Here is a 26,838-nt window from a genome sequence, read left to right on the forward strand (position 1 = left end):
AACGCCGCCTCCGGGCCGCTCCGGTGGCACACTCTCTGCAGCCGAGAGGAGGTGCGTCGATGGCACCCGTCGCCGGTCTGCAGTACCTCGTCGGCCCGGTCATCGTGTTCGCCGTCCTGGCGGGGCTGGCTCTCTTCCTGCGCTGGGCGTTCGGCTCCGGCGACCGCCCCCGCCCGCCGTCGGACGACGGCCTGCTCGCCCGGGTGGCGACGACGTCCTCGCGCGAGGCCGCGCTGGCGCTGCGGGCCGTGCTCTCCGACGCCGAGATCCGCTCGACGATCCGCTTCCCGGGGCCGCACCGCGTCGAGGTGCTGGTCTTCCCCGAGGACGCCGCCCGGGCCCGGGAGCTGGCCGCCTCGTTCCCCGCCGAGTGAAGCAGGACCCGATTCCTGTCCACCGGGTCGGCCCTCGTGCAGGGGCCCGAGCCGAGCGGAGCGAAGTTCGGGGGCACGAGGGTCCTCTGTCAGTCCGGGCGCTGCACCCGCTGGATCTGCACCCCGAGCCCGCGCAACTGCTCGACGAAGTCGGGGTAGCCGCGGTCGACGTGGTGCACGTCCTGCACCTCGGTGACGCCGTCGGAGACCAGCCCGGCCAGCACCAGACCGGCACCGGCGCGGATGTCGGTGGCCAGGACCGGCGCGCTGGAGAGCCGCTCCCGGCCGCGGATCACGGCGTGGTGACCGTCGATGCGCACGGAGGCGCCCAGCCGGACCAGCTCGTTGACGAACATGAACCGGCCCTCGAACACGTTCTCCGTGATCAGGGCGGTGCCGGTGGAGACCGACGCCAGCGCGACGGCCATCGGCTGCAGGTCGGTGGGGAACCCCGGGTAGGGCAGCGTGACGACGTCCACGCAGCGCGGGCGCCCGTCCATGGCGACCCGCAGCCCGCCGTCCAACGGCTCGACGTGGGCGCCGGCGTCGGTGAGCTTGGCCAGCGCGACGGTGAGGTGGTCGGCCTCCGCCCGCTCGATGACGACGTCCCCGCGGGTCATGACCGCACCGATCGCCCAGGTGCCGGCGACGATCCGGTCGGGCACGGTGGTGTAGGTGACCGGCTTGAGGGTGGAGACGCCCTCGACGGTGATGGTGGAGGTGCCGGCGCCGTCGATGACCGCGCCCATCGCGGTGAGCATCGCGCACAGGTCGGCGATCTCCGGCTCGCGGGCGGCGTTGTCGATCACCGTGGTGCCCTCGGCGAGCACCGCGGCCATCACCAGGTTCTCCGTCGCCCCCACCGAGGGGAAGTCCAGCCAGATGCTGGTGCCGGTCAGCCGCGGCGCGGTCGCGACGAGGAACCCGTGCTCGCTCTCGATCGTGGCGCCCAGCCGCTCCAGGCCGGAGATGTGCATGTCGAGCCCGCGTGAGCCGATCGCGTCGCCACCGGGCAGGGCGACCCGGGCCGACCCGCACCGGGCGACCAGCGGACCGAGCACACTGATCGAGGCCCGCATCTTGCGCACCAGGTCGTAGTCGGTCTCGGTGGCCGGCTCCTCCGGCACGTCGACGACGACCCGCCCGCCACCCCCGCCGTGCTCGTGGCGGTCGTACGTGACGTCGCAACCCAGGCGTCGCAGCACCTCGCTCATGATCGCCACGTCGAGGATGTCCGGGACCTCCTCGATGGTGGTCCGCCCGGACGCCAGCAGGGCGGCGGCCATGAGCTTGAGGGCACTGTTCTTCGCGCCGGTCACCCGCACCCGGCCCCGCAGCGCCGTGCCGCCGGTGACCTCGAAGCACTCCACCGGGCCACCCTACGGTGGCCCTGGCTGCAGGGTCCCACCGCGAGCTTGCGAGTGCTGGGAAGGCAGCAGGGTCCCACCGCGAGCGGGCGAGTGGTGGGGGGCGGCAGGGTCCTTCTTCTAGCTTCTAGGCTCGGCAACCATGACCGTCCGGCTGACGCGCATCTACACCAAGACCGGCGACGCCGGGCAGACCCACCTCGGCGACATGAGCCGGGTGGCGAAGACCGACCCCCGGCTGGTCGCCTACGCCGACGTGGACGAGACCAACAGCGTCCTCGGTGTCGCCCTGGCACTGGGCGCACCCCCGGCGGAGCTGGCGGACCTGCTGCGCAGCGTGCAGAACGACCTGTTCGACGTCGGCGCCGACCTCTGCACGCCCATCACCCCGGACCCGGAGTTCCCCCCGCTGCGGATCACCGCCGCCTACACCGAGCGGCTCGAGGGCGCCTGCGACGCGTACAACGAGGCACTGCCGAAGCTGGCCAGCTTCATCCTGCCCGGCGGGACGTCGCTCGCCGCCCTGCTGCACCAGGCCCGGGTCGTCACCCGCCGCGCGGAGCGCAGCGTGTGGGCGCTGCTGGCCGAGGACGCCGACCGCACCAACGCCGAGACCGCGCGCTACCTCAACCGGCTGTCGGACCTGCTGTTCATCCTCGCCCGGGTGGCCAACCCCGACGGCGACGTGCTGTGGGAGCCGGGGGCGCACAGCGGGGCGCACACCCAACGGTCCGCGGCGGCCGCGCAGCAGCAGGCCGGCGACTGACCCGGCCGCCGACGGCGCCGCCGTTCAGCGCACCGGTGGCGCGGACTCCACCCAGGAGAGGAAGCCGGTCACGGTCGAGGGATCCATCGCCAGTTCCCGGCGTCCCCCCGCGGTGGCGCAGACGAGGACGACGACGTCCGGTGGCAGGGCGACGTCCTCGGGGCCGGCGGTGCGGCGGCTCTCGACCTGGAACTCGGCGCGGCACAGCCGCTGCTGCGGGCGCACGGACAACGACAGCGCCCGGTACCAGAGGAGGGCGTCCCCGCCGTACCAGGCCACGCCCACCGACCAGCGGGACGAGCCGGCCGGTCGCAGCCACATGGTGACCGCGCCGAGACCGGAGAGCAGGAAGCGTCGCCGCAGCAGGAAGGCGACCACCACCGCGACGACGAGCACGCCGGCCAGGATCAGCAGTGCGGTGGTCATCCGGCCGGCGGGCACATCGACGTTCGGCTCAGCCGCGCCTCAGGCGTCCTGACCGGCTGCCCGCAGCCGCGACTGGGCGCGACGGGCGGCAGCCAGGGCCTCGGGGTCGTCACCGGCGTCCTCGGCGCGGCGCAGGGCCTCACGAGCACGCTCCACGTCGATCTCGGAGGAGATCTCGGCCGTCTCGGCGAGGATCGACACACCCCGGTCGGTGACCGAGAGGAAGCCGCCGTGCGCGGCCACGACCATGTCCTCGCCCTCGGTGGTCCGGATGCGGACCACGCCACCGGGCGCGAGCTCCCCCAGCAGGGGCGCATGACCGGGGAGGACGCCGAGCTCACCCTCGGTGGTACGGGCGATGACCATGCTGGCCTCGCCGGACCAGATCATCCGCTCTACGGCCACCAACTCGACCTGCAGGGTCGCCACGACACTCCTCGGGGTCCACCGCCGGGCGGTGCGGGGTCACCACGTCCGACTGGACACGGCGACGGGTCGGTCCCACTCTAACGGCCGGGGTCCGGACCCCGATCGGGCGATCCCCGCTGCGGCCTCGGCGGGGGCACCGCCGCGGGTGGGACGGGGGGCGCGTTCAGGCGGCGCGCCGGTACAGCAGGGTCCAGCGGCCGACGCGGACCCAGGGGTGGCGGACGGTGGACGCCGGGGCCCATCGCTCGGTCACGAACTGCTGCGCACCCGCGTGCGGGACCGCCGCAGACGGGGGCCAGCTCCAGTCGGCGCCGTCCGGCCTGCTGGTCGTCCCGTCCACTCTCGTCTCCCGCACGTCGCCCGGGCCGTCCGGGCCTCCCCGCTCACTGATCGGCAGGGAGCATCCCGCGCTCGAGCCCGCCCGCACCAGGGTTTCCGTCACGTGCTGCGGACCGGAGCGGCCACCCCGGTCCGGGGACGCGGAACGGCCGGGCCCCAGCGGGGACCCGGCCGTCCGGTGTCGGCCCCGTCTCGCGCACCGCCCCGCGCTTGCGCCGGGTGGGGAGGACGGGTCCTTCGTCAGCCCTTCTTCAGCTTGTCGGCGTTGCGCTCGAGGTCCTCGAGGCCACCGCACATGAAGAACGCCTGCTCGGGGACGTGGTCGTACTCGCCCTCGGTCAGCGCCTTGAAGGCCTGCAGGGTCTCCGCCAGCGGGACGAACGAGCCCGGCTGACCGGTGAACGCCTCGGCGACGAACATGTTCTGCGAGAGGAACCGCTCGATGCGCCGGGCCCGGTTGACGGTGACCTTGTCCTCCTCACCGAGCTCGTCGATGCCGAGGATGGCGATGATGTCCTGCAGTTCCTGGTAGCGCTGCAGGATCCGCTGCACCTCGCGGGCGATCGAGTAGTGCTCCTGACCCACGTACTGCGGGTCGAGGATCCGGCTGGTGGAGTCCAGCGGGTCCACGGCCGGGTAGATGCCCTTCTCCGAGATCGGCCGCGAGAGCACGGTCGTCGCGTCGAGGTGGGCGAAGGTCGTGTGCGGCGCCGGGTCGGTGATGTCGTCGGCGGGCACGTAGATGGCCTGCATCGAGGTGATCGAGTGGCCGCGGGTCGAGGTGATCCGCTCCTGCAGCTCGCCCATCTCGTCGGCCAGCGTCGGCTGGTAGCCCACCGCGGACGGCATGCGGCCGAGGAGCGTGGAGACCTCGGAGCCGGCCTGGGTGAACCGGAAGATGTTGTCGATGAAGAGCAGGACGTCCTGCCCCTTCTCGTCGCGGAAGTACTCCGCCATCGTCAGGGCCGAGAGCGCCACCCGCAGTCGCGTGCCCGGCGGCTCGTCCATCTGGCCGAACACCAGCGCGGTCGAGTTGATGACGCCGGACTCGGTCATCTCCGTGATCAGGTCGTTGCCCTCGCGGGTGCGCTCGCCGACCCCGGCGAACACCGACACACCACCGAACTCCTGGGCGACGCGGCGGATCATCTCCTGGATGAGCACCGTCTTGCCCACACCGGCACCGCCGAACAGGCCGATCTTCCCGCCGGCCACGTAGGGCGTGAGCAGGTCGATGACCTTGATGCCGGTCTCCAGCATCTCGGTGCGGCCCTCGAGCTGGTCGAACCGCGGCGCGTGCCGGTGGATGCCCCAGCGCTCGGCGCCGGCGCCGTAGCCCGGCTCGTCCAGGCACTCGCCCAGGGCGTTCCAGACGTGGCCGGTGGTCACGTCGCCGACGGGCACCGAGATGGCCGCACCGGTGTCCTGGACCTCGGCCCCACGGATCAGGCCGTCGGTCGGCTGCATCGAGATGGTGCGGACCACGTTGTCACCCAGGTGCTGGGCGACCTCGAGGGTCAGCGTCTTGCCCAGGTCGGCGAGGGTGACCTCCACCTTCAGGGCGTTGAACAGGTCGGGCATCGCGTCGCGCGGGAACTCGACGTCGACGACCGGCCCGGTGACCCGGACGACACGGCCGGTCGTCTGGGTGGTCGGACGGTCCTCGGTGACGGTCATCTGTACTGCTCTCCTGCCCTCGGGCTCGCTTGCTTCCGCGTCTTCAGTGTCCCCGCCGCGGCGGGGAGGGGGTCAGTCGTCGGCGCCGGCCGACACGAGCGCGTCGGCACCGCCGACGATCTCGCTGATCTCCTGGGTGATCTCGGCCTGACGGGCCTGGTTGGCCTGCCGGGAGAGGTTCTTCGCCAGTTCCTCGGCGTTGTCCGACGCCGACTTCATCGCCCGCCGCCGCGACGCCGACTCCGAGGCCGCCGACTCCAGCATCGCCGCGAAGATCCGGGTGGTCACGTACTTCGGCAGCAGGGCGTCGAGCAGGGCCTCGGCCGACGGCTCGAACTCGTAGGACGTCGGCACACCGCTGTCGCCGGTGACCCCGTGCTCGCGGTCCTCCCGCTCGTAGTCGAACTCCTCGACCTCCTCGACCTCCAGCGGGGCCATCCGCTTGGCGACCGGGACCTGGGAGAGCAGCGACCGGAACTCGGTGTAGACGATGTGCAGCTCGTCCACACCGATGACGCCGTCGGCGCCCGCACCGGTCTCGTCGTCGTCCTCACCGGCGGTGAAGGCGTCGATGAGGACCTCCCCCACGCGCTGGGCATCGGGGTAGTTGGGCTGCTCGGAGAAGCCGGTGAAGGTCTCGGCCATCTCGCGGTTGCGGAAGGAGTAGTAGGTCTCCCCCTTCCGGCCGACCACGTAGAGGACCGGCTCCTTGCCCTCCTGACGGAGCAGCGACAGCAGCTCCTCGGTACGGCGCAGCACGTTCACGTTGTACGAGCCGGCGAACCCGCGGTCGGAGGTGATCACGAGGACCGCCGCCCGGCGGGGGTTCTGCCGCTCAGTCAGCAGCGGATGGTCCAGGGACGCCGAGGACGCCAGCGCCGACAGGACCCGCGTGATCTCCCGGGCGTAGGGCTTGGACGCCTCCACCCGGGCCTGGGCGCGCACGATGCGGGCACCGGCGATCAGCTCCTGCGCCGAGAAGATCTTCTTCGTCGACTGCGTGGAGCGGATGCGGCGCCGCAGCGCGCGGAGGTTGCCGGCCACGGTCAGGCGCTCCGCTTGACCTGGACGCGCTCCTGGCCACGCTCGGACGCGTCCATCGCCTCGGCCTCGGGCTCGTTGATGTGCAGCGTCCCGCCGTCGGAGGTCTGGAACTGGCGGTAGAACTCCTCGATCGCGGACTCCAGGCTGCGGACGGCGTCCTCACCCAGCGCCTTGGTCTGGCGGATCTCGTCGTAGATGCCGTTGTCGCCGCGACCGATGTACTCGAGGAACTCGGCCTCGAAGCGACGGACCTCCGGCACCGGCACCTTGTCCAGCTTGCCGGTGGTGCCCAGCCAGATGGAGACGACCTCGCGCTCGACGGGGTACGGCTGGTACTGGCCCTGCTTGAGCAGCTCCACCAGCCGCTGGCCGCGCTCCAGGGTGGCCCGGCTGGAGGCGTCCAGGTCCGAGGAGAAGGAGGCGAAGGCCTCGAGCTCGCGGAACTGCGCCAGGTCCAGCCGCAGGCGCCCGGCGACGGACTTCATCGCCTTGATCTGCGCTGAGCCGCCGACCCGGGACACCGAGATGCCGACGTTGATCGCCGGGCGGACGCCGGAGTTGAACAGACCGGTCTCGAGGAAGATCTGCCCGTCGGTGATCGAGATGACGTTGGTCGGGATGTACGCCGACACGTCGTTGCCCTTGGTCTCGATCAGCGGCAGGCCGGTCATCGAGCCGGCGCCGAGCTCGTCGGAGAGCTTCGCGCAGCGCTCGAGGAGCCGGGAGTGCAAGTAGAAGACGTCGCCGGGGTAGGCCTCGCGCCCCGGCGGGCGGCGCAGCAGGAGGGAGACCGCGCGGTAGGCCTCGGCCTGCTTGGACAGGTCGTCGAAGACGATCAGGACGTGCTTGCCCTCGTACATCCAGTGCTGGCCGATCGCCGAGCCGGTGTAGGGGGCGATGTACTTGAAGCCAGCGGCCTCGGACGCCGGGGCGGCGACGATGGTCGTGTACTCCATCGCGCCGGCCTCCTCGAGGGCGGAGCGGATGGCGGCGATCGTGGAGCCCTTCTGGCCCACCGCGACGTAGATGCAGCGCACCTGCTGCGACGGGTCACCGGTCGCCCAGGCCTGCTTCTGGTTGATGATCGTGTCGGTGACGATCGCCGTCTTGCCGGTCTGGCGGTCACCGATCACCAGCTGCCGCTGACCACGGCCGATCGGCGTCATCGCGTCGATGGCCTTGATGCCGGTCTGCATCGGCTCGTGCACCGACTGCCGCTGGACCACGGTCGGCGCCTGCAGCTCCAGGGCGCGGCGGCCGGTGGTGGCGATCGGGCCGGCACCGTCGATCGGGTTGCCCAGCGGGTCCACGACGCGACCGAGGTAGCCGTCGCCGACGGGCACCGAGAGCACCTCGCCGGTGCGGCGGACCTGCTGCCCCTCCTCGATGCCGGCGAAGTCGCCGAGGACGACCACACCGACCTCGCGCACGTCCAGGTTCAGGGCCAGGCCGCGGACGCCGCTCTCGAACTCGAGCAGCTCGTTGGTCATGACCGAGGGCAGGCCCTCGACCCGGGCGATGCCGTCGCCGGCCTCGGTGACGATGCCGACCTCTTCCCGGGAGACGTCCGGGGTGTAGTCGGTGACGTAGTTCTGGATGGCACTGCGGATCTCGTCTGCGGAGATCGTCAGCTCGGCCATGGTCTGCGTCCTCTTCCCTGCTGGGGTCGTGAATGTCTGCTGGACTGGGGGCGGCGGGTCGGCGCGGGTGTCAGCCGACCAGCCGTCGGCCGGCGGCCTCGAGCCGGTGGGCGATGCTGCCGTCGATGACCTCGTCACCGACGCGGATCACCAGGCCACCGAGGACGTCGGGGTCCACGGTCACCTGCAGCCCCATCGCCCGGCCGTAGAGGCGGCTGAGCACGTCGGTCAGCCGGCGCTCCTGCGCGACGGTCAGCGGGACGGCGGTGGTCACGCGGGCCACGGAGTGGCCACGACGACCGGACGCCGCCTCGGAGAGCCGCTCGACGACCGTCGCGGCGTTGCCGACGGTGCGACCGGTGAGGTGGCTGCGCAGCAGCAGGACGGTGACCGGGCTGACCCGCCCCGTCAGCAGCCGCTCGATGAGGGCGGTCTTCCCCTCGGCCGGAGCCGCACGGTCGCTGAGGATGCGCGAGAGCTCGGCGTTCCCGGCGACGATGCGCCCGAAGCGGAAGAGCTCGTCCTCCACGCCGTCGAGCTCCCCGCGGGCGGAGGCGGCGTCGAGCGCCGCCTCCGTGGCGAGCGTCTCGGTGGCCTCGACCAGGTCCAGCGGCCGCGACCAGCGCTGCCGGGCGACCGTCTCGACCAGGTCGAGGGCGGCCTCGGAGACCTTGCCGCCGAGCACCCGGCGGGCCAGTGCCGCCCGTTCGGCCGGCGAGCCGGACGGGTCCGACATCGCGCGGCGCAGCGCGATGTGTCCGTCGAGCAGACGGGCCACGGCGAACAGCTCCTCGGCGAGGCCGACGAGGGACTCACCGGTGGCGCCGCTGGTCCGATCGATCAGGCGCTCGCGCGACTGCGCGAGCGCCGCCCGGCTGGAGGCGTCCATCAGCGGTTGCCCTCCGGGGCGTACACCGAGCTGCCAGTGCGCCCATCGGGCGAGCCGGCCGCCATGCCGTCGAGCTGGTCGAGGAATCGGTCGACGGTGCCCCGACGACGCGCGTCGTCCTCCAGCGACTCCCCGACCACGCGGCCGGCGAGATCGACGGCGAGCGAGCCGATGTGGCCGCGCAGCTCGTTGAGGACCTGCTGGCGGGAGGCCGCGAGCTGCTCCTCGCCACGGGCGACGATCCGTGCGGACTCCTGCTGGGCCTGGGCCCGCAGCTCCTCGAGGATCTGCTGGCCCTCGGCACGCGCCTGGTCGCGGATCTGCGCGGCCTCGGTGCGGGCCTCGGCCAGCTGCGCCCGGTACTGCTCCAGCGATGCCTGCGCCTCGGCCTGCATCGCCTCCGCACGCTCGATGCCCCCCTCGATCGCCTCACGGCGGGCCCGGAAGACCTGCTCGAAGCGCGGTGCAACGAACTTGAACATCACGAACAGCACGATCGCGAACGCGATCAGGCCGATGATGATCTCGCCCAAGGGCGGAAGGAGCGGGTTCGCGCTCTCCGCAGCCAGGATGCTCATGCTCTCGATGTCCCTGTCTGGAGTCGGTGACCGTACTCAGGCGGTACGGATCAGGTACCGAAGACGAAGGGGACGACGAAGCCGATCAGCGCCAGCGCCTCCGAGAGGGCGAACCCGAGGAACGCGTAGGTGCGGGTCAGGCCGGCCGACTCGGGCTGCCGGGCGGTCGCCTGGATGTAGGCGGCCCAGACGATACCGACACCGATACCGGGGCCGATCGCGGCGAGGCCGTAGCCGACCGAGCCGATGCTGCCGGTCAGTTCTGCCAGAGCGTCCATTACGGGGTGTTCCTCCTTCGTCGTCGCCCGGCGGGTACCGGGCGGCTGGCGGGGTCGTGCGGGGTGGTGCGGTTCAAGGGGGTGGTCCGGGTCAGTGCTCGGCCTCGATCGACCCGTTTAGGTACGTGCCCATCAGGACGGTGAAGACGTAGGCCTGCAGGAAGATGACCAGCAGTTCGAAGAAGGTCATCACGATCGCCATCAGGGCCGAGATCGGGCCGAAGATCATCGAGTAGTTGCCGACCTGGAACAGGTAGACCGCACCGAGCGAGAACACCACCAGCAGCATGTGGCCGGCGAACATGTTCGCGAAGAGCCGGACGGCGAGCGTGAACGGCCGGACCACGAAGTTCTGCAGGATCTCGATGGGCGTCACCAGGACGTACATGGGCTTCGGCACGCCGGGCAGGAACAGGATGTCCTTGAAGTACTTCCCGGCGCCCTGCTCCCGGATGCCGATCCAGATGTACATCACCCAGCAGATGGCGGCGAGCACCAGCGGGAAGGCGAACTTCGACATCGGCGAGATCTGCGCGAACGGGATGATCGCCATCAGGTTGTTCGCCAGGATGAAGAAGAAGAGCGAGGCGAGGAACGGCGCGAACGGCAGCCCCTTCGGCCCGACGACGTCTCGGGCGATGCCGTCGCGGACCAGCGAGTAGCCGGATTCACCGACGAACTGGAGCTTCCCCGGCACGATGGACGGCTTGCGCACCGTCGCCACGAGGAAGGCGATCAACGCCAGGGTGGCCACCCAGAGGATGATCGTGATCCGGGTGATCTCGAAGGCGATGCCGAACAGCGAGAAGCTGGCGACCACCTCGGGGTAGAACTCACCCAGTCCGGGGGCCTGGAAGCCGTCGCCACCGCCACTCTCGGCGGCGAGCACGTTCCCTAGCGCGAGGGCGCTGGAGGTCACCGTTGTCCCTTCTCCGTCCTGGGCCGGCTCCGTCGTCCGCCCGGGGTCGTTCCTGTGCGCCGTCCCCCCGATGGCGGGTCGACGGCGCCATAGCGAGCGACCACCAGGTAGATGGCCACTGCCATGCCGAAGATGATGCCGACCGGGAAGAACACGCGCGTGTCCAGCCACTGGTCGAGCAGCCACCCGGCCCCGCCCCACACGGCCATCCCGGAGATCAACGTCCCGATGACCGCGTAGCCCGTCTCAGCACCACTGCCCTGCCGCGCCGGACTCACAGGTCGGGGCCGAGCGTCCCCACGTGCGGGGTTGTCCTCGGCCATCGGCGGGGACACTATCAGCCGCGTTCCGCGGGCCCGTCCGGGTCCACGCCTACGGGGGAATCCGTCCGTGCCACGGGTGGCGCCGGCGGCTGCACGTAGTAGAGCGGACGGGTCCACACCCAGCGCAGTTGGACGGCACTCCACAGCAGCGCCCCCACGATGACCGTCCAGGCCAGCGTCAGGCGGTCCAGCCATCCCTCCTCGGGCAGCGCGTTCAGCACCGCGAACAGCACCAGTGCCTTGACGAAGAAGGCGCCCAGCGCCGCCGGCAGGGTGAACGCGTCGTTGACCCTGCCCGCCCAGGCGACGACCACGCCGGAGACGACGAAGAAGGCGGTCACCACCAGGGCGCCGACCAGGACCCCGGCAGCGTCGTCCCATCCGGCCAGCAGCCCCGCGACGGGGGCGGCCACGGCGGTGAGCGCTGCGCTGACCAGGGCCCCCACCCGGAGGAAGGAGAGGTCCCAGGGGGCCTCGGTGGAGGTGTCGGTGCCGGTCATCGGACTCCCTGCCCCGCCCCCGCGGCGCGCGGGGAGGGCTCGTCGGTGCGGTCGGGGACGGTCGAGGCGGCGCGGAGGGACCGCGCCGTGGGGTGGTCGGCCCGGCTGCGCCGGCGCTGCGCGGCGAGATCCGCAGCGCGCGCCTCCCGCGCCGCGCGGCGGGCCCGCGGGCTCAGGACGACGACGACGCCGACCACGAGCAGCACGCCGATCGCGACCAGCAGCTCCGCCTGTCCCCCGGTGATCGACAGCGCGACCGCCCCGAAGGACAGCAGCGCCGCCCAGAAGTACATGACGAGCACCGCGCGCCGGTGCGAGTGGCCGATGGCCAGCAGCCGGTGGTGCAGGTGCATCTTGTCCGGTGAGAACGGCGACTGGCCGCGCAGGCTGCGGCGGATCACGGCGAGGACCAGGTCGATGAACGGGATGGAGAGGACGGCGATCGGCACGAGCAGCGGCAGCGCCAGCGGCAGCAGGTTGGCCGCGGAGTCGAACGACTGCGGGTCCACCCGGCCGGTCGCGGTGACCGCGGCGGCGGAGAGCATGAGCCCGACGAGCATCGACCCGGAGTCGCCCATGAAGATGCGGGCCGGGCTGAAGTTGTGCGGGAGGAACCCCAGGCACGCGCCGGCGAGGACGGCGGTGATCAGGGCGGGAGCGCTGGCCACCTCGTCGTAGCCGACCAGGCCGAGGTTGTAGCTGTAGGCGAAGAAGGCCAGGGCGGCGACGGCGGACACGCCGGCGGCCAGCCCGTCGAGGCCGTCGATGAAGTTGAGCGCGTTGACGGTCAGCACCGTCAGCAGGATGGTCAGCGGGACGCCGATGTCGGGTCCCAGCGACAGCGTCCCGATGTCGGCCACCGGCAGGAACACGAACGCGAGCTGCACACCGAGCAGGACCATGACGCCCGCCGCGGCGATCTGGCCGGTCAGCTTGGTGAGCGCGTCGAGCCCGAACTTGTCGTCGAGCACACCGAGGGCACAGATCAGCCCGCCGGCGACCAGCACGGCGAAGGTCTGCGAGTCCTCGAAGGTGCGTTGCAGCGCCGGCAGCCGGGTCGCCACCAGGATCGCGGCGGCGACGCCCAGGTACATGGCCACGCCACCGCCCCGCGGGGTGGGGATCACGTGCACGTCGCGCTCGCGCGGCGCGGCCATCATCCGCAGCCGGATCGCCGCCATCCGCACCACCGGGGTGGCCAGGAAGGTGACCAGCCCGGCGGTGAGCAGGACGACGACGTACTCGCGCATGGTTCAGGCGAGACCGGCGGCGGTCCGGCTCCCGCTCGCGGCCGTCCGGCCGGCGGAGGGACCCGAGGAGGGCGTGCTCATCGCGGCGGGTCTCCCGGGTTTCGGCGTCGGACGGTCGCTCCACGGTATCTCTCCGGACGAGCGATCAGCCCGACGGCGCGGGGTCCTGCGGCCGCGCGAGCCTCCGTCAGTCCGTGAGTTCCGGCACGAGGTCACGCAGCCGGTCGACCGGGACGGCGCCGATCCGGAGCACCCGCGGCACCGGTCCGGTGCAGTCGACGATGGTGCTGGGAGCCGACTGCGACCGGGGTCCGCCGTCGAGGACGACGGCCGCGTGCATGCCCAGTTGCGCGACCGCCTCGTCAGCGGTGGTCGCGGCCGGGCGGCCGGAGCGGTTGGCGCTGGAGACCGCCAGCGGGCCGGTGCGGCGCAGCAGGTCGCGGGCGACGCCGTCGTCGGGCAGGCGGACCGCGACGGTGCCCTCGGCGTCCCCGAGGTCCCAGGCCAGGGACGGCGCGTGCTCGAGGACGAGGGTGAGGCCGCCGGGCCAGAACGCCTCCGCGAGCCGGGTGGCTGCCTCGGGCACGGTGCGCACCAGCCCGGCCAGCGTGGAGGCCTCACCGACGAGGACCGGGACCGGCATGGTCCGCCCCCGGTTCTTGGCGGCCAGCAGGGACATCACCGCCGCCGGGGTGAAGGCGTCGGCGGCGACGCCGTAGACGGTGTCGGTCGGCAGCAGCACCAGTTCGCCGCGGCCGATCGCCGCCGTCGCGGCGTCCAGCCCGGCGGCGCGGGCGTCGGGGTCGGAGCAGTCGTAGGTCACCGGGGTCGGAGGTGGGGCCACGAGGCCGGAGTCTGTCATCCCGCCGCGCGTCGGGCCGTGGTGAAGCGGGGCCGGCCGGCGAGGTCGGGGTGGTCGGCGACGTCGTCGAAGCCGCCGTGCCCGCGCACCAGCGTGGGCAGCGCACTGCCCTGCTGGTCGGCGTGCTCGATGCCGAGGTGGCCGCCGGGGCGCAGCAGCCGCGCGGCGGTGCGCAGCAGGCCCCGGACGACGTCGAGGCCGTCGGGGCCGCCCCACAGCGCCAGCGGCGGGTCGTGGTCGGCGACCTCCCGCGGCACCCGGGCGCCGTCGGGCACGTAGGGCGGGTTGGAGACGACGAGGTCGACGGCGCCGTCGAGCTCGGTCAGCAGCCGCGGCGAGGTCATGTCACCGGCCAGGACCTCGACCGGGCGGTCCCCCGCCGCGGCCCGCGAGGCCGCGTTGTGGCGGGTCCACTCGATCGCGCCGGCGTCACGCTCGACGGCGAGCACACGGCCGCCGGGGTGCTCGTGCGCGATGGACAGCGCGATGGCGCCGGACCCGGCCCCCAGGTCGACGACGACAGGTGCGGGCCGCCCCGCGAGCCGCTCGAGCGCCCACTCGACGAGCAGCTCGGTCTCCGGCCGCGGCACGAACACGCCCGGGCCGACGGCGAGCTCCAGGTGCCGGAAGGGAGCGCGGCCGGTGAGGTGCTGCAGCGGCACCCGCCCGGTCCGCAGGTCCAGCAACGCGGCGAAGCGGGCCGCGGCCTCGTCGCCCACCTCGTCGAGGGTCAGCAGCCGGGTCCGGGGCACGTCGAGGACGTGGGCGAGCAGCAGCTCGGCGTCCACACGTGGGGACTCGACCCCGGCGTCGGTGAGCCGGCGGACGGCGACGGCGAGCAGCCCCCGGGTGTTCAGGAGCCGACCGCCAGCAGCTCGGCGGTGTGCGCGCGGGTCAGCGCGTCGATGACCGGGTCGAGCTCACCGTCGAGCACGGCGTCCAGGTTGTGCGCCTTGAAGCCCACCCGGTGGTCGGAGATCCGGTTCTCCGGGAAGTTGTAGGTGCGCACCCGCTCGCTGCGGTCGACCGTGCGGACCTGGCTGCGCCGCTGGTCGCTGGCCGTGGCGGCGGCCTGCTCGCGGGCAGCGGCCAGCAGCCGCGACCGCAGGATGCGCAGCGCGGACTCGCGGTTCTGCAGCTGACTCTTCTCGTTCTGGCAGCTGACCACGATGCCGCTCGGCAGGTGGGTGATCCGGACGGCGGAGTCGGTGGTGTTCACGCTCTGCCCGCCGGGGCCGGACGACCGGAAGACGTCGATGCGCAGGTCGCCCGGGTCCACGGTGACGTCGACCTCCTCGGCCTCCGGCAGCACCAGGACCCCGGCCGCCGAGGTGTGGATGCGGCCCTGGGACTCGGTGACCGGCACGCGCTGCACACGGTGCACGCCGCCCTCGAACTTCAGCCGCGACCAGATGCCCTCGTCAGTGCGGGACTTGATGGCGACCGAGACGTCCTTGTACCCGCCGAGGTCGGCGTCGACGGCGTCGATGACCTCCGCCGACCAGCCGCGGCGCTCGGCGTAGCGCAGGTACATGCGCAGCAGGTCGCCGGCGAACAGCGCCGACTCCGCACCGCCCTCCCCTGCCTTGATCTCGAGGATGACGTCCTTGTCGTCGTCGGGGTCCTTCGGGAGCAGCTGTTCGCGCAGCCGCTCCTCGAGCTCGACGACCCGCTGCTCCAGCGTCGTGGCCTCCGCGGCGAAGGAGTCGTCCTCGACGGTCAGCTCGCGCGCGGCGGCGAGGTCGTCGCGGGCGGCGTCCAGGGCGCGCGCGGTCTCGACCAGCGGCGCCAGCTGCGCGTAGCGGCGGCCCAGCCGGCGGGCCCGGCCGGCATCGGCGTGGACGCCGGGGTCGGCGAGCTCGGACTCCAGGGCGGCGTGCTCGGCCAGCAGCCCGCTCAGGCGATCGGGCTGCCCGCCCGACCCGGCCTCGGTGGTGCTGCTCATCGGCTGGGGCCTTCCAGTGCGCGTGCACATCCGCGGAGGTGCACGAACGGGGGCGGACACGACGACGGCGCCCGCCCCACCGCATGTGGTGGGGCGGGCGCCGTCGGGAGTGCTACTTCTCGGCGCCGGTGCCGGCGTTGCGCTTGCCGAACCGCTTCTCGAAGCGGGCGACGCGGCCACCGGTGTCCAGGATCCGCTGCTTGCCCGTGTAGAAGGGGTGGCAGGCGGAGCAGGTCTCGACGGTCAGCGTGCCGCCGGCTGCCGTGCTGCGGGTGGTGAAGGTGTTCCCGCAACCACAGGTCACCGTGGTGGTGTGGTAGTCGGGGTGGATTCCGGGCTTCATGTCGCCTCTTCCGGGGTCTGTGTCGTTCAGGTGGTCGAACGCCGGCGGCCGGCCGGGCATTCCGGCCGCGCAGCGGGGCTCAGTCGCTCAGTATCCCTGACGCGCGAGCCCCGCCGGCGAGTGGCCCCGCTGCAGGGTCCCGCGGCGAGCTCGGGAGCGGCGGGGGGCAGCGGGGTCGTTCAGTCGTTGCCGGGGCCGAGCGTCGTCTTCTGGATCTGCATGAGGAACTCGATGTTGTTCCGCGTCTTCTTGAGCTTGTCCAGCAGCAGCTCGAGGGCCTGCTGGGGCTCGAGCGCGGCGAGCACCCGGCGCAGCTTGATGACGATGGCCAGCTCGTCGGGCGACATGAGGATCTCCTCCTTGCGCGTGCCCGACGCGTTGACGTCCACGGCCGGGAAGACCCGCTTGTCCGCCAGCCGGCGGTCGAGCTTGATCTCCGCGTTACCGGTGCCCTTGAACTCCTCGAAGATGACCGTGTCCATCGTGGACCCGGTCTCCACCAGCGCCGAGGCGATGATGGTGAGCGAGCCGCCGTTCTCGATGTTGCGGGCGGCACCGAGGAAGCGCTTGGGCGGGTAGAGCGCCGTGGAGTCGACACCGCCGGAGAGGATGCGCCCGCTGGCCGGGGCCGCCAGGTTGTAGGCGCGGCCCAGGCGGGTGATCGAGTCCAGCAGGACGACGACGTCGTGGCCCATCTCGACCAGCCGCTTGGCCCGCTCGATGGACAGCTCGGCGACCGTGGTGTGGTCCGACGGCGGCCGGTCGAAGGTCGAGGCGATGACCTCGCCCTTCACCGAGCGCTGCATGTCGGTGACCTCCTCGGGCCGCTCGTCGACGAGGACGACCATGAGGTGGCACTCGGGGTTGTTCGTGGTGATCGCGTTGGCGATCGCCTGCAGCACCATCGTCTTGCCGGCCTTGGGCGGGCTGACGATGAGGGCGCGCTGCCCCTTGCCGATCGGCATGACCAGGTCGATGACCCGGGTGGTCAGCTGGTGCGGCTCGGTCTCCAGCCGCAGGCGCTCCTGCGGGTAGAGCGGGGTCAGCTTGGTGAACTCCGGGCGCTGGCGGGCCTGCTCGGGGTCCAGGCCGTTGACCGTGTCCAGCCGGACCAGCGCGTTGTACTTGTCCTTGCGCTCGCCCTCGCGCGGCTGCCGGACGGCGCCGGTGATGGCGTCACCGCGGCGCAGGCCGTAGCGGCGCACCTGTGACAGCGACACGTACACGTCGTTCGGGCCGGTCAGGTACCCCGACGTCCGGACGAAGGCGTAGTTGTCCAGCACGTCGAGGATGCCGGCGACCGGGAGCAGGACGTCGTCCTCGCTGACGGTCGGCTCGCCCTGGTCGAAACGCTCGCGGCCCGTGGTGCCCCGGCGGTTGCGGTCCCGGTAGCGGCGGCCGCGGCGGCCGCGACCGCCCTCGAAGTCGTCGTCGTCCTCGTCGTTGCGGTCGTTCCCGCCCCGGTCGTTGCGGGTGTCGTTCCGGTTCTCCGGACGCCCGCCGCGGTCGTTGCGCTCGTTGCGGTCCGGGCCGCGGTTGCCGTCACGGGTGCCGTCCCGGCCGTCGCGGTTCTCGCGGTTGCCCCGCTCGGCGCGGTCGCCACCGTCCCGGTTGCCGCTCTCGCGGTTGTCGCGGGCGCCCCGCTCGGCGCGGTCGCCACCGTCCCGGTTCCCGCTCTCGCGGTTGCCGTCGCGGTCGCCGCGGGTGCGGTTGCCGCGCTCGCCACGGTCGCGGCTGCGCTGCGGACGTTCGCCGTCCACGCGGTCGCCGTCGGCCTTCTCCGGCGCGGTGGTGCTGTCGGCGGCCGGCGGCTCGGTGCGCGGCTCGGCGGCCGGCGCCTCGGTGCGCGGCTCGGCGGCCGGCACGGCGGCTGCGGGAGCCGGGGAGTCCGTGGCCGGGGCTGCCGGGGACGCAGCTCCGCCGTCCACGGCGGGGGCGCCGGCGGGACGGCTGGCGGCACGACGCCGACGGGGAGCGGCCTCGGCGGGGGTCTCGGGAGCAGCGGCCGGCGCGGTCACCGGGCCCCCGTTGGCCCCACCGCTGACGGGCGCCTCGAGCGGCGCGGCCGTGGCGGCGACACCGCGGGCGGCGTCGGCGCCCTGGGTGCTGTCGGTGCTCGCGGCGCGGGCCGTCGGGGTGCCGGTGGGAGTCCGGCCCTCGGCCGGGGCGGCTGGCGCGTTGCCGGCGCCCTCGCCGCCGACCTGGCGGGCGGAGATCGCGGCGACGAGGTCGCCCTTGCGCATCCGGCCGGTGCCGGAGATGCCGAGCTCGGCCGCCAGCCGCTGCAACTCGGGCAACAACATGCCGGACAGCCCGCTGCCGCGGCGACGGGTGCGGCCCGTCGTCCCAGAAGCGGCAGATGCCTCGTCGGTCCCCGCGCTCTGCGGCGCGGCGACGAGGTCGGTGGTCTCGCTCACGTACAGGTCCTTCCCTGCGGAGACCTGCGCCTACCAGCGCAGGGGGTGAGCCGGCCCTCCCTCGGTCCGGCTCGGGAGCGGGACAGCAGGGAGAACGGGATCGATGAGGTGCGGGGCGGAATCTGCGGCGACGGAATGGATACGTCTGCAACGCCCCGCGCGAGGCTCGCCCCTGGGGGCGGCTACGCCGTGAGCCTAAACCGCGCTCACGAACACGACAACACTGGTGAGTACCGGTGTGTTCCTCGTTACCGAGACGATACCTGAACGCCCCGGTCCAGCACGGCAGCACCGCCGGCGTCGACGTCGAGTGGCAGCACCGCCCACCCCTGAGGGGTGAGATCGGCCACCGTGCGCACCGCGCCCGGCTCCTCCCCCACCTCACCGTCGAGCCGGCGGGCCAGGACCAGGACGCTGGGCCCGGCACCGGAGACGACGGCCGCGTGGCCGGCGGCGCGCAGCCGCTCGAGCACGGCCAGGGTGTCGGGCATCGCGGCGGCGCGCTGCCGCTGGTGCAGCCGGTCGTCGGTGGCGTCGAGCAGCAGCGCCGGCGCGGTGGTCAGGGCGTGCGTGAGCAGCGCCGCCCGGGAGGCGTTGAACACGGCGTCCGCGTGCGGCACCAGCTCGGGCAGCAGGCTGCGGGCCACGTGCGTCGACAGCGTCCCCGGCGGCACGAGGACGACGGGGACGACGTCGGGGTGCACCGCCAGCCGCTCGGCCCGTGCCCCGCCGGGCGTCGTCCACGACAGGGTCGCCCCGCCGAGGAGGCACGGCGCGACGTTGTCCGGGTGCCCCTCCATCTCGGTGGCCAGGCCGAGCGCGGCGTCGAGGTCGACGTCCTCGACGTCCGGGCACAGGGCCCACGCCCCGACGATCCCGGCGACGACGGCGGCCGCGGACGAGCCCATCCCCCGCCCCTGCGGGATGGTGTTCTCCGCGACCACCCGCAGCCCGGACGGCCGCCAGCCCAGCCGGTCACAGGCCGCGCGGAATGCCCGGACCACCAGGTGCGACTCGTCGGCGGGCAGGCTGTGCGCGCCCTCGCCGGTCATCACGACCTCCAGCCCGCCGGCGGCGGTGCTGAACTCCAGGACGTCGTGTCGGGCCAGGGCCAGGCCGGCGCAGTCGAACGCGGGGCCGAGGTTCGCGCTGGTGGCGGGGACACGCACCCGCACCGCATCGCCGGCCGGTGCGCTCACAGGCCCAGCTGCGCCGCGGCGACGGCCGCGTCGACCGGGACGGTCACCGGCGCGGGGGCACCGGAGATGGCCCACTCCGGGTCCTTGAGGCCGTTGCCGGTCACCGTGCAGACCACGCGCTGCCCGGGCTCGAGCCCGCCGGCCTGCGCCACCTTGAGCAGCCCGGCGACCGACGCGGCCGACGCGGGCTCGACGAAGACCGCCTCGCTGCGCGCCAGCAGCCGGTAGGCGGCGAGGATCTCGCGGTCGGTGACGCTGTCGATGAGGCCGCCGGACTCGTCGCGGGCGGCCAGGGCCTTCGTCCACGACGCGGGGTTCCCGATGCGGATCGCGGTGGCGATCGTCTGCGGGTGCTCGACGACCTGGCCGGTGACGATCGGTGCGGCGCCGGCCGCCTGGAAGCCCCACATGCGGGGGCGCTGCGAGGCGGTGCCGTCGTCGGCGTACTCACGGTAGCCCTGCCAGTAGGCGGTGATGTTGCCGGCGTTGCCGACCGGCAGGCAGTGGATGTCCGGGGCGTCGCCGAGGACGTCGACGATCTCGAACGAGGCCGTCTTCTGCCCCTCGATGCGGAACTGGTTGACGCTGTTGACCAGGCTGACCGGGTAGTCGATCGCGAGCTTGCTGGCCAGCGCCAGGCAGTCGTCGAAGTTGCCGTCGACCTGCAGCAGCTTCGCGCCGTGCACCAGGGCCTGGGCCAGCTTGCCGAGCGCGATCTTGCCCTGGGGCACCAGGACGGCGCAGACCAGCCCGGCCCGGGCGGCGTAGGCGGCGGCGCTGGCGCTGGTGTTGCCCGTGGAGGCGCAGATGACCGCCTGCGAGCCCTCCTCGACGGCCTTGGTGATGGCCATCGTCATCCCGCGGTCCTTGAACGACCCGGTCGGGTTGGCGCCCTCCACCTTGAGGTAGACGTCGCAGCCGGTGCGCCGGGAGATCTCCTGCGCCGGCACCAGGGGGGTCGCGCCCTCCTGCAGCGTCACCACGGGCGTGCTGTCGCTGACCGGCAGCCGGGAGCGGTAGGCCTCGATGAGCCCGGGCCAGTACGGCGAGACGGTGCCCCGCACGGGCAGCTGGGTGGTCATGAGAGTCCCTCCACACGCAGGATGCTGGTCACGCCACGGACGGCGGGCATCTCCCGCAGCGCGGCGACGGTCGCCGACAGGGCGGCGTCCGGGGCGCTGTGGGTCACGATGACCAGCGTCGCGGCGTCCCCGTGCCCGTCCTGGCGCACGGTGGCGATGCTGACGCCGTGGCGGGCGAACTCCTGCGCCACCGTCGCCAGCACGCCGGGCTTGTCCGCGACGTCGAGGCTGACGTGGTAGCGGGTCGGGGTCTCGGCGATGGGCCGGGCCGGCAGGCCCGCGTACGTGGTCACCCCGGGCCCGGCCACGCCGGCGACGCGGTTGCGCGCCACGGCGACCAGGTCGCCGAGGACGGCACTGGCCGTCGGCCGGCCGCCGGCGCCCTGGCCGTAGAACATCAGCTGCCCGGCCGCCTCGGCCTCGACGAAGACGGCGTTGAACGCGCCGCCGACGGCGGCCAGCGGGTGCGTCGTCGGGATCATCGCCGGGTGCACGCGGACGGCGACCGAGTCCGACGCGGCGTCGCCGTCGTCGGCGGTGACCCGCTCGCAGATGGCCAGCAGCTTCACCGTGCAGCCGATCTCCGCGGCGCGGGCGACGTCGGTCGCCGTCACCGCCGAGATGCCCTCGCGGTAGACGTCGGCGGCGGTGACCTCGGTGTGGAACGCCAGCGACGCGAGGATCGCGGCCTTCGCCGCCGCGTCGAACCCGTCGACGTCGGCGGTCGGGTCGGCCTCGGCGTAGCCCAGCTCGGTCGCCTCGGCCAGTGCCTCGGTGAACCCGTGCCCGGTCTCGGCCATGCGGGAGAGGATGTAGTTCGTCGTCCCGTTGACGATGCCGACGACGCGGCGCAGCTGGTCACCGGCCAGCGACTCGCGCAGCGGGCGCAGCAGCGGGATGGCCCCGGCGACCGCGGCCTCGTAGTAGAGGTCCACGCCTGCCTTGGCGGCCGCGGCGTGCAGGGCTGAGCCGTCGTCGGCGAGCAGCGCCTTGTTCGCGCTCACCACCGACTTGCCGGCCTCGAAGGCCGCCATCAACAGCGACCGCGCCGGCTCGATCCCGCCGATGACCTCGACGACGAGGTCGACGTCCGGGCGGGTGACCAGGGCCTCGGCGTCGGTGGTCAGCAGGGCGGCGGGGACGTCGGGGTGCCGGTCGGGACGGCGGACGGCGACCCCGGCGACCTCGACCGGCCGGCCGATGCGGGCGGCGAGGTCCCCGGACTGGTCCTCGAGCAGGCGGAGCACGTCGCTGCCGACGGTTCCGCAGCCGAGCAGCGCGACCTTCAGCGGCGTCGTCACGACCGGACCTCCACGCCGACCCCGGCGCCCGTCGAGCGGGCTCCGGCCGGGTTCTCGGGGGCCGGCTGGTCGATCGCCGGCGAGGGCGCGGGCACGTCAGCGAGGACGGCATCGAGGGCGAACACGTCCGACAGTGTCTGACGTCGCACGACCTCCGTGGCGACGCCCTCCCGCACCGCCACCACCGGGGGCTTGAGCAGGTAGTTGTAGTTGCTGGCCATCGACCAGCAGTACGCGCCGGTCGCGGCGACGGCGAGCAGGTCGCCGGCCTGCACGTCCGACGGCAGCCACAGGTCACGCACCAGGACGTCCCCGCTCTCGCAGTGCTTGCCCACCACCCGGCACAGGGCCGGCGGCGCGGTGGAGACCCGGTTGGCCAGCACGCACGTGTAGGCGGCGTCGTAGAGGGCGGTGCGGATGTTGTCGCTCATCCCCCCGTCGACGGAGACGTAGTTGCGCACGAGGGGCGTCCCCGGCGCGCCGCTGGCCCCCAGCCGCACCGGCTTGATGGTGCCGATCTCGTACAGCGTGACCGTCCCGGGGCCGGCGATGGCCCGTCCCGGCTCGACGGCCAGCCGCGGCACCGGCAGGTCAAGCGCCGCGCACTCCGCGGCGACGACCGCGCGCAGCCGCGCGGCGACGTCGGACGGGGTCACCGGGTCGTCCTCGGCGAGGTAGGCGATGCCGAACCCGCCGCCGAGGTTGAGCTCGGCCAGCACCTCCCCCGTCGCCTGCGCGATCTGCCCCATGAGCCCGACCACCCGGTGGGCGGCGGCCTCGAAGCCGGCGGTGTCGAAGATCTGCGAACCGATGTGGCTGTGCAGCCCGGTCAGCCGCAGGGCCGGCTCGCGGATCACCCGCACCGCGGCGGTCAGCGCGTCCCCGGTGGCCAGCGAGAAGCCGAACTTCTGGTCCTCGTGCGCGGTGGCGATGAACTCGTGGGTGTGCGCCTCGATCCCGACGGTGGCCCGGATCAGCACCGGCACCGCGGTGCCTCCGGCGGCCACCCGCGCGGCGGCCAGCGGCACCAGCCGCTCGATCTCGTCGAAGGAGTCGAGGACGACGTGGCCGATGCCGGCGTCGACGGCCAGCTGCAGCTCGACCAGCGACTTGTTGTTGCCGTGCAGCGCGATCCGCTCGGCCGGGAAGCCGGCGGCCAGCGCGAGGGCCAGCTCGTTGCCCGAGCAGGCGTCCAGGTGCAAGCCGTCCTCGGCGATCCAGCGGGCCACCTGCCCGCAGAGGAACGCCTTGGAGGCGTAGTGCACGTCGGCGCCCTCGAACGCCGCGGCGAAGTCCGCCGCCCGGCCCCGGAAGTCGTCCTCGTCGAGGACGAACAGCGGCGTGCCGTGCGCGCGGGCCAGCTCGGTGACCGGCCGGCCGCCGAGGTGCAGCTCGCCGTCGACCCGCGTCGCCGAGCGCGGCCACACCGCGGCGTCGAGCGTCCCGAGGTCCTCCGGCGGGGCGCCAGCTGCCGACGGCGGGGTGAGCCCGCCGTGCAGCGGGCCGGCCGGGTGCGCCCTCACATCCGCTCCGGGGCGCTCACGCCGAGGACACCGAGGCCGTTGCGGAGCACCACCGCGGTCGCCGCGCACAGCCACAGCCGGGCGGTGGTCAGGGCGGTGGGCTCCTCGTCACCGCGCGGCAGCACCCGGCAGGAGTCGTAGAACCGGTGGTAGGTGCCGGCCAGCTCCTCGAGGTAGCGGGCCACCCGGTGCGGGGCGCGCAGCTCCGCGGCCGAGGACACCACCCGGGGGAACTCGCCGATCGCCCGCAGCAGGTCGTTCTCCCGCTCGTGGGTCAGCTGGCCGGGGTCGACGGCGCCGGCCGGGGTGGGCGGGTCGAGGCTCGAAGCCAGACCGAGGTCGGCGGCGTTGCGCAGCACCGAGGAGATCCGGGCGTGCGCGTACTGCACGTAGAAGACCGGGTTGTCGTTGGTCTGCCGGCTCCACAGGTCGGCGTCGATGTCGATCTGCTGGTCGACCGAGGCGCGGGCGAGCGCGTAGCGGGCGGCATCGGTGCCGACGGCGTCGACGAGGTCGGTGAGCAGCACGAAGTTGCCCTTGCGCTTGCTCATCCGCACCGGCTCGCCGTCGCGCACGAGGTTGACCAGCTGGCCGATGAGGATCTCGAGGTGGGTGCCGGGGTCGTCGCCCGCGGCGGCCACCAGCGCCTTGTACCGGCCGACGTACCCGGAGTGGTCCGCGCCCAGCATGATCACGACCCGGTCGAACCCGCGCGCCCGCTTGTCCAGGTAGTAGGCGCAGTCGGCGGCGAAGTAGGTCGGCTCGCCGTCGTTCTTGACCAGCACGCGGTCCTTGTCGTCGCCGAAGTCCGTCGTCCGCAGCCAGATGGCGTCGTCGGCCTCGTAGACGTGCCCCTGCTCGCGCAGCGTGGCGACGGCCTTCTCCAGCGCACCGGAGGTGTGCAGCGTCCGCTCGGAGAAGAACGTGTCGAAGTGGACGCCGAAGCCGTCGAGGGTGGCGCGGATGTCGGCGACCATCGCCTCGACGCCGCGCTCGGCGAAGACGGTCAGCTGCTCGTCCTCGGGCCGCTCCAGCAGGCCCGGCTCGGCGGCGACCACCTGCTGGGCGACCGTCTCGACGTAGTCGCCCTGGTAGCCGTCCTCCGGGACCGGCCGGCCCAGCGCCGTCGCCTGCAGACTGCGCCCGAACCGCACGATCTGCGCCCCGGCGTCGTTGACGTAGTACTCCCGGCTCACCTCCGCGCCGCTGGCCTCCAGCAGGCGGGCCAGCGCGTCGCCGACGGCGGCCCAGCGGGTCGAGCCGAGGGTGACCGGGCCGGTCGGGTTGGCCGAGACGAACTCCAGGTTCAGCCGCTGGCCGGCGAGGGTGTCGGTGCGGCCGTAGGCCTCCCCCGCGGTCACCGCGTCGACGGCGATCCGGCCGAGCGCACCCTGGGCGAGGGTGATGTTGAGGAAGCCCGGGCCGGCCACGTCGACCGACGCGATGCCGGGCTGGGCGCGCAACTGCTCCGCGAGGGCCTCGGCGACCGCGCGCGGCGGCTGCCCGGCGGGCTTGGCCAGCCGCAGGGCGATGTTGGTGGCGTAGTCGCCGTGCTCGGGGTTCTTGGGCCGCTCGACGAGGACGTCGTCGGGGACCTCGACCGACAGCACGCCGCGCTCGACGGCGGCGGCCACGGCGGTCCGGACGACGTCGCGCAACTGCTCCGGTGTCACCGCACGAGCGTACTGACCGCGGATCCCGGGCCCAGGGGCCGTCCCCGGACGGGCCGCGCCCCCCAGGGGGCTGCCAGGCCGCCGCCCTAGACTGGCCGCCCGGGGAGGGGCACACGGCCCGATCCCCCGGGGCCGGTGTCCGGCGCGGGCGCTCGCCCGGACCGACACGTCGCACGGTCCCCGAGGACCGAGCACGAGGAGCAGGCCGTGGCCAAGGACCGTAAGCCCCAGGACGGCCGCGCACGCGGCGGGTCCGGCAAGCCGGGTGCCGGCGGGCGGCCGGGCGCGGGCGGTCGCACGCGGCCGCCGGTCACGAACGTGGTGAGCCCACAGCGCCCCTGGGGCCTGATCGCCGCCGCGGTGGCCGTCGTGGTGTTCGCCGCCGCCGTCATCACCTACGCGGTGGTGCAGGTCCGCGAGGCCGACGAGGCGCGGGTCGACTCGGTCGACGAGATCGCGGGCGTGCAGACCTTCGACTACGACGCCGGGCAGGAGCACGTGACCACGCCCGTGCAGTACGAGCAGTCCCCGCCGGTGGGTGGGCCGCACGACGGCGAGTGGGCCGACTGCACCGGCACCGTCTACGACGTGGACATCCGGCACGAGAACGCCGTGCACAGCATGGAGCACGGCGCGGTCTGGATCACCTACGACCCCGAGGCCGTCTCCGCAGACGACATCGCCACGCTGGCCGAGGCCGCCGAGGAGTCCGGCCGGATGCTCTCCCCCTACGCCGGCCAGGACTCCCCCGTCAGCGTGCAGTCCTGGAACCACCAGCTGAAGGTGGACTCCGCGACCGACGAGCGGATCGTGCAGTTCGCCGACTTCATGACGTTCAACGCCGAGTTCTACCCGGAGGTCGGCGCGAGCTGCGAGAACCCCCAGTTCATCAGCGACCCCCTGACCGTGGACGACGGCAGCCGCGGCAGCGACGCGATGACCACCGACGCCCCGACCACGCCGGACGCCGGGGCCGAGACCGGCACCCCGTGACCGCCGACGGGCACGCCCGCGGGCTGCGGACGGCGCTCCTGGCGGTGATCGCCGTCGGCCTGGTGCTGCTCGGCGGGGGCATCGCGGTCGCCGTGGGCATCGGCCGGGACGACGCCGCGGCCACCCCCACCGCCGACTCGGTGGACGCCGGGTTCTCCCGGGACATGGCCCGTCACCACCTGCAGGGCGTGGAGATGGCCAACCTGGCCCTCGAGCGCAGCACCGACCCCGAGGTCCGCCAGCTGGCCTTCGACATCTCCGCCACCCAGACCAACCAGGTCGGCCGCATGCAGGGCTGGCTGTCGCTGTGGGGCCTGCCGCCGTCGGGCGGGGAGACCATGGCCTGGATGGACGACCCCGCGATGGCGCACGGCGGGCACGACACGGCCGGCGGGCTCATGCCGGGGATGGCCACGGAGGAGGAGCTGGCCGAGCTGCGTAGGCTGTCGGGCACCGAGTTCGACGTCCAGTTCCTGCGGCTGATGATCCGCCACCACCAGGGCGGCGAGGACATGGCGGAGTACACCGCCGCGCACGCCACCGAGCCCGCCGTCGCCACGCTGGCCCGTTCGATCGCGGAGACGCAGGCCGCCGAGGTGACGACGATGACGCGGATGCTCACCGCCCGCGGCGGCACCCCGCTCCCGGCCCCCTGAGAGCCGCCGTCGGGGTCGCCGCCGGGGGCTGGTAACTTCTTCCTC

At 73.3% G+C, this 26,838-nt stretch carries 27 protein-coding genes; 5 read left to right on the forward strand and 22 right to left on the reverse strand.

Annotated features, from left to right (window positions below):
• Positions 1-59: 59 nt before the first annotated feature.
• Entirely contained in the window at positions 60-374 is a 315-nt protein-coding gene (locus CRP39_RS20310) for a hypothetical protein (protein ID WP_097208214.1), read from the forward strand.
• 89 nt (positions 375-463) lie between these two features.
• Here CRP39_RS20310 and murA read toward each other — a convergent pair whose 3' ends face one another.
• A complete protein-coding gene (gene murA, locus CRP39_RS20315; RefSeq protein WP_097208215.1) occupies positions 464-1,744 on the reverse strand; it encodes a UDP-N-acetylglucosamine 1-carboxyvinyltransferase in 1,281 nt (426 codons plus the stop codon).
• 139 nt (positions 1,745-1,883) lie between these two features.
• Between murA and CRP39_RS20320 the strand changes: the two genes are divergently transcribed.
• Positions 1,884-2,507 carry a cob(I)yrinic acid a,c-diamide adenosyltransferase gene (locus CRP39_RS20320; RefSeq protein ID WP_097208216.1) on the forward strand — a complete coding sequence of 208 codons (624 nt, stop codon included), beginning with the start codon at positions 1,884-1,886 and terminating at the stop codon, positions 2,505-2,507.
• A gap of 24 nt (positions 2,508-2,531) precedes the next feature.
• Here the strand turns inward: CRP39_RS20320 and CRP39_RS20325 are convergent, their stop codons facing one another.
• From CRP39_RS20325 to atpB, 9 genes are all read right to left on the reverse strand, one after another.
• Positions 2,532-2,933, reverse strand: a complete 402-nt coding sequence (locus CRP39_RS20325; RefSeq protein WP_097208396.1) for a DUF2550 domain-containing protein — start codon at positions 2,931-2,933, stop codon at positions 2,532-2,534.
• A 39-nt stretch (positions 2,934-2,972) separates the two neighbouring features.
• Positions 2,973-3,362, reverse strand: coding sequence for a F0F1 ATP synthase subunit epsilon (locus CRP39_RS20330; protein WP_097208217.1), 390 nt, complete (start codon positions 3,360-3,362; stop codon positions 2,973-2,975).
• A 579-nt stretch (positions 3,363-3,941) separates the two neighbouring features.
• A complete protein-coding gene (gene atpD / locus CRP39_RS20335; RefSeq protein WP_097208218.1) occupies positions 3,942-5,378 on the reverse strand; it encodes a F0F1 ATP synthase subunit beta in 1,437 nt (478 codons plus the stop codon).
• Between the two features lie 72 nt (positions 5,379-5,450).
• Positions 5,451-6,422, reverse strand: coding sequence for a F0F1 ATP synthase subunit gamma (locus CRP39_RS20340; protein WP_097208219.1), 972 nt, complete (start codon positions 6,420-6,422; stop codon positions 5,451-5,453).
• A gap of 2 nt (positions 6,423-6,424) precedes the next feature.
• The gene (atpA, locus tag CRP39_RS20345; RefSeq protein WP_097208220.1) at positions 6,425-8,062 is read right to left on the reverse strand and encodes a F0F1 ATP synthase subunit alpha; all 1,638 of its coding nucleotides are present in this window, start codon (positions 8,060-8,062) and stop codon (positions 6,425-6,427) included.
• A gap of 70 nt (positions 8,063-8,132) precedes the next feature.
• The gene (locus tag CRP39_RS20350; RefSeq protein WP_097208221.1) at positions 8,133-8,951 is read right to left on the reverse strand and encodes a F0F1 ATP synthase subunit delta; all 819 of its coding nucleotides are present in this window, start codon (positions 8,949-8,951) and stop codon (positions 8,133-8,135) included.
• The gene (locus tag CRP39_RS20355) at positions 8,951-9,529 is read right to left on the reverse strand and encodes a F0F1 ATP synthase subunit B (protein WP_097208222.1); all 579 of its coding nucleotides are present in this window, start codon (positions 9,527-9,529) and stop codon (positions 8,951-8,953) included. Before CRP39_RS20355 ends, CRP39_RS20350 begins: the two co-directional genes overlap by 1 nt.
• 50 nt (positions 9,530-9,579) lie before the next feature.
• Entirely contained in the window at positions 9,580-9,807 is a 228-nt protein-coding gene (atpE, locus tag CRP39_RS20360) for an ATP synthase F0 subunit C (RefSeq protein WP_097208223.1), read from the reverse strand.
• Between the two features lie 91 nt (positions 9,808-9,898).
• Positions 9,899-10,726, reverse strand: coding sequence for a F0F1 ATP synthase subunit A (atpB, locus tag CRP39_RS20365; protein ID WP_097208224.1), 828 nt, complete (start codon positions 10,724-10,726; stop codon positions 9,899-9,901).
• 111 nt (positions 10,727-10,837) lie between these two features.
• Between atpB and CRP39_RS28150 the strand changes: the two genes are divergently transcribed.
• Positions 10,838-10,966 carry a hypothetical protein gene (locus CRP39_RS28150; RefSeq protein ID WP_260180492.1) on the forward strand — a complete coding sequence of 43 codons (129 nt, stop codon included), beginning with the start codon at positions 10,838-10,840 and terminating at the stop codon, positions 10,964-10,966.
• A 97-nt stretch (positions 10,967-11,063) separates the two neighbouring features.
• Here CRP39_RS28150 and CRP39_RS20375 read toward each other — a convergent pair whose 3' ends face one another.
• The 12 genes from CRP39_RS20375 to argS all read right to left on the reverse strand — a co-directional run bounded on the left by CRP39_RS20375 (position 11,064) and on the right by argS (position 25,144).
• A complete protein-coding gene (locus tag CRP39_RS20375) occupies positions 11,064-11,549 on the reverse strand; it encodes a Cg1360 family ATP-synthase-associated protein (protein WP_097208225.1) in 486 nt (161 codons plus the stop codon).
• Positions 11,546-12,799: a glycosyltransferase family 4 protein gene (locus CRP39_RS20380; protein ID WP_097208226.1), complete on the reverse strand. Its 1,254-nt coding sequence runs from the start codon at positions 12,797-12,799 to the stop codon at positions 11,546-11,548. Before CRP39_RS20380 ends, CRP39_RS20375 begins: the two co-directional genes overlap by 4 nt.
• Positions 12,800-12,986: 187 nt before the next feature.
• On the reverse strand, positions 12,987-13,643 hold the full coding sequence (locus CRP39_RS20385; protein WP_245853993.1) for an L-threonylcarbamoyladenylate synthase: 657 nt from the start codon (positions 13,641-13,643) through the stop codon (positions 12,987-12,989).
• A gap of 14 nt (positions 13,644-13,657) precedes the next feature.
• Complete coding sequence (gene prmC, locus CRP39_RS20390) at positions 13,658-14,518, reverse strand: peptide chain release factor N(5)-glutamine methyltransferase (protein WP_097208228.1); 861 nt, start codon at positions 14,516-14,518, stop codon at positions 13,658-13,660.
• Positions 14,515-15,606, reverse strand: a complete 1,092-nt coding sequence (gene prfA, locus CRP39_RS20395; protein ID WP_097208229.1) for a peptide chain release factor 1 — start codon at positions 15,604-15,606, stop codon at positions 14,515-14,517. The genes prmC and prfA overlap by 4 nt, the downstream gene beginning before the upstream one ends.
• A gap of 112 nt (positions 15,607-15,718) precedes the next feature.
• Positions 15,719-15,949: a 50S ribosomal protein L31 gene (rpmE, locus tag CRP39_RS20400; RefSeq protein ID WP_097208230.1), complete on the reverse strand. Its 231-nt coding sequence runs from the start codon at positions 15,947-15,949 to the stop codon at positions 15,719-15,721.
• Positions 15,950-16,128: 179 nt separating this feature from the next.
• Entirely contained in the window at positions 16,129-18,366 is a 2,238-nt protein-coding gene (gene rho / locus CRP39_RS20405; RefSeq protein WP_097208231.1) for a transcription termination factor Rho, read from the reverse strand.
• 248 nt (positions 18,367-18,614) lie between these two features.
• A complete protein-coding gene (thrB, locus tag CRP39_RS20410; RefSeq protein WP_097208232.1) occupies positions 18,615-19,565 on the reverse strand; it encodes a homoserine kinase in 951 nt (316 codons plus the stop codon).
• Positions 19,562-20,647 (reverse strand): threonine synthase, encoded by a 1,086-nt coding sequence (thrC, locus tag CRP39_RS20415; protein ID WP_097208233.1) that lies wholly within the window; start codon positions 20,645-20,647, stop codon positions 19,562-19,564. The genes thrB and thrC overlap by 4 nt, the downstream gene beginning before the upstream one ends.
• Positions 20,644-21,948: a homoserine dehydrogenase gene (locus CRP39_RS20420; protein WP_097208234.1), complete on the reverse strand. Its 1,305-nt coding sequence runs from the start codon at positions 21,946-21,948 to the stop codon at positions 20,644-20,646. Before CRP39_RS20420 ends, thrC begins: the two co-directional genes overlap by 4 nt.
• Positions 21,945-23,471, reverse strand: coding sequence for a diaminopimelate decarboxylase (gene lysA, locus CRP39_RS20425; RefSeq protein WP_097208235.1), 1,527 nt, complete (start codon positions 23,469-23,471; stop codon positions 21,945-21,947). Before lysA ends, CRP39_RS20420 begins: the two co-directional genes overlap by 4 nt.
• Positions 23,468-25,144, reverse strand: coding sequence for an arginine--tRNA ligase (argS, locus tag CRP39_RS20430; protein WP_097208236.1), 1,677 nt, complete (start codon positions 25,142-25,144; stop codon positions 23,468-23,470). The genes lysA and argS overlap by 4 nt, the downstream gene beginning before the upstream one ends.
• Before the next feature lie 207 nt (positions 25,145-25,351).
• Here argS and CRP39_RS20435 point away from each other — a divergent pair, with 207 nt between their 5' ends.
• Together CRP39_RS20435 and CRP39_RS20440 are read left to right on the forward strand one after the other, a co-directional pair.
• Complete coding sequence (locus CRP39_RS20435) at positions 25,352-26,137, forward strand: thioredoxin-like domain-containing protein (protein ID WP_097208237.1); 786 nt, start codon at positions 25,352-25,354, stop codon at positions 26,135-26,137.
• Complete coding sequence (locus CRP39_RS20440; protein WP_097208238.1) at positions 26,134-26,793, forward strand: DUF305 domain-containing protein; 660 nt, start codon at positions 26,134-26,136, stop codon at positions 26,791-26,793. Before CRP39_RS20435 ends, CRP39_RS20440 begins: the two co-directional genes overlap by 4 nt.
• The last annotated feature ends 45 nt before the right edge of the window (positions 26,794-26,838 follow it).

It is taken from the genome of Geodermatophilus sabuli, from assembly GCF_900215145.1.
GTDB classification, from domain to species: domain Bacteria; phylum Actinomycetota; class Actinomycetes; order Mycobacteriales; family Geodermatophilaceae; genus Geodermatophilus; species Geodermatophilus sabuli.

Bases quoted from the DNA above. Each gene is read 5' to 3' on its own strand.
- prfA (WP_097208229.1), bottom strand. From the start codon at position 15,606: ATGAGCAGCACCACCGAGGCCGGGTCGGGCGGGCAGCCCGATCGCCTG.
- CRP39_RS20310 (WP_097208214.1), top strand. From the start codon at position 60: ATGGCACCCGTCGCCGGTCTGCAGTACCTCGTCGGCCCGGTCATCGTG.
- CRP39_RS20325 (WP_097208396.1), bottom strand. From the start codon at position 2,933: ATGACCACCGCACTGCTGATCCTGGCCGGCGTGCTCGTCGTCGCGGTG.
- CRP39_RS20320 (WP_097208216.1), top strand. From the start codon at position 1,884: ATGACCGTCCGGCTGACGCGCATCTACACCAAGACCGGCGACGCCGGG.
- CRP39_RS20350 (WP_097208221.1), bottom strand. From the start codon at position 8,951: ATGGACGCCTCCAGCCGGGCGGCGCTCGCGCAGTCGCGCGAGCGCCTG.
- rpmE (WP_097208230.1), bottom strand. From the start codon at position 15,949: ATGAAGCCCGGAATCCACCCCGACTACCACACCACCACGGTGACCTGT.
- CRP39_RS20355 (WP_097208222.1), bottom strand. From the start codon at position 9,529: ATGAGCATCCTGGCTGCGGAGAGCGCGAACCCGCTCCTTCCGCCCTTG.
- atpD (WP_097208218.1), bottom strand. From the start codon at position 5,378: ATGACCGTCACCGAGGACCGTCCGACCACCCAGACGACCGGCCGTGTC.
- atpE (WP_097208223.1), bottom strand. From the start codon at position 9,807: ATGGACGCTCTGGCAGAACTGACCGGCAGCATCGGCTCGGTCGGCTAC.
- thrC (WP_097208233.1), bottom strand. From the start codon at position 20,647: ATGACCACCCAGCTGCCCGTGCGGGGCACCGTCTCGCCGTACTGGCCC.
- CRP39_RS20380 (WP_097208226.1), bottom strand. From the start codon at position 12,799: ATGCGCGAGTACGTCGTCGTCCTGCTCACCGCCGGGCTGGTCACCTTC.
- CRP39_RS20375 (WP_097208225.1), bottom strand. From the start codon at position 11,549: ATGACCGGCACCGACACCTCCACCGAGGCCCCCTGGGACCTCTCCTTC.
- atpA (WP_097208220.1), bottom strand. From the start codon at position 8,062: ATGGCCGAGCTGACGATCTCCGCAGACGAGATCCGCAGTGCCATCCAG.
- CRP39_RS28150 (WP_260180492.1), top strand. From the start codon at position 10,838: ATGGCCACTGCCATGCCGAAGATGATGCCGACCGGGAAGAACACGCGC.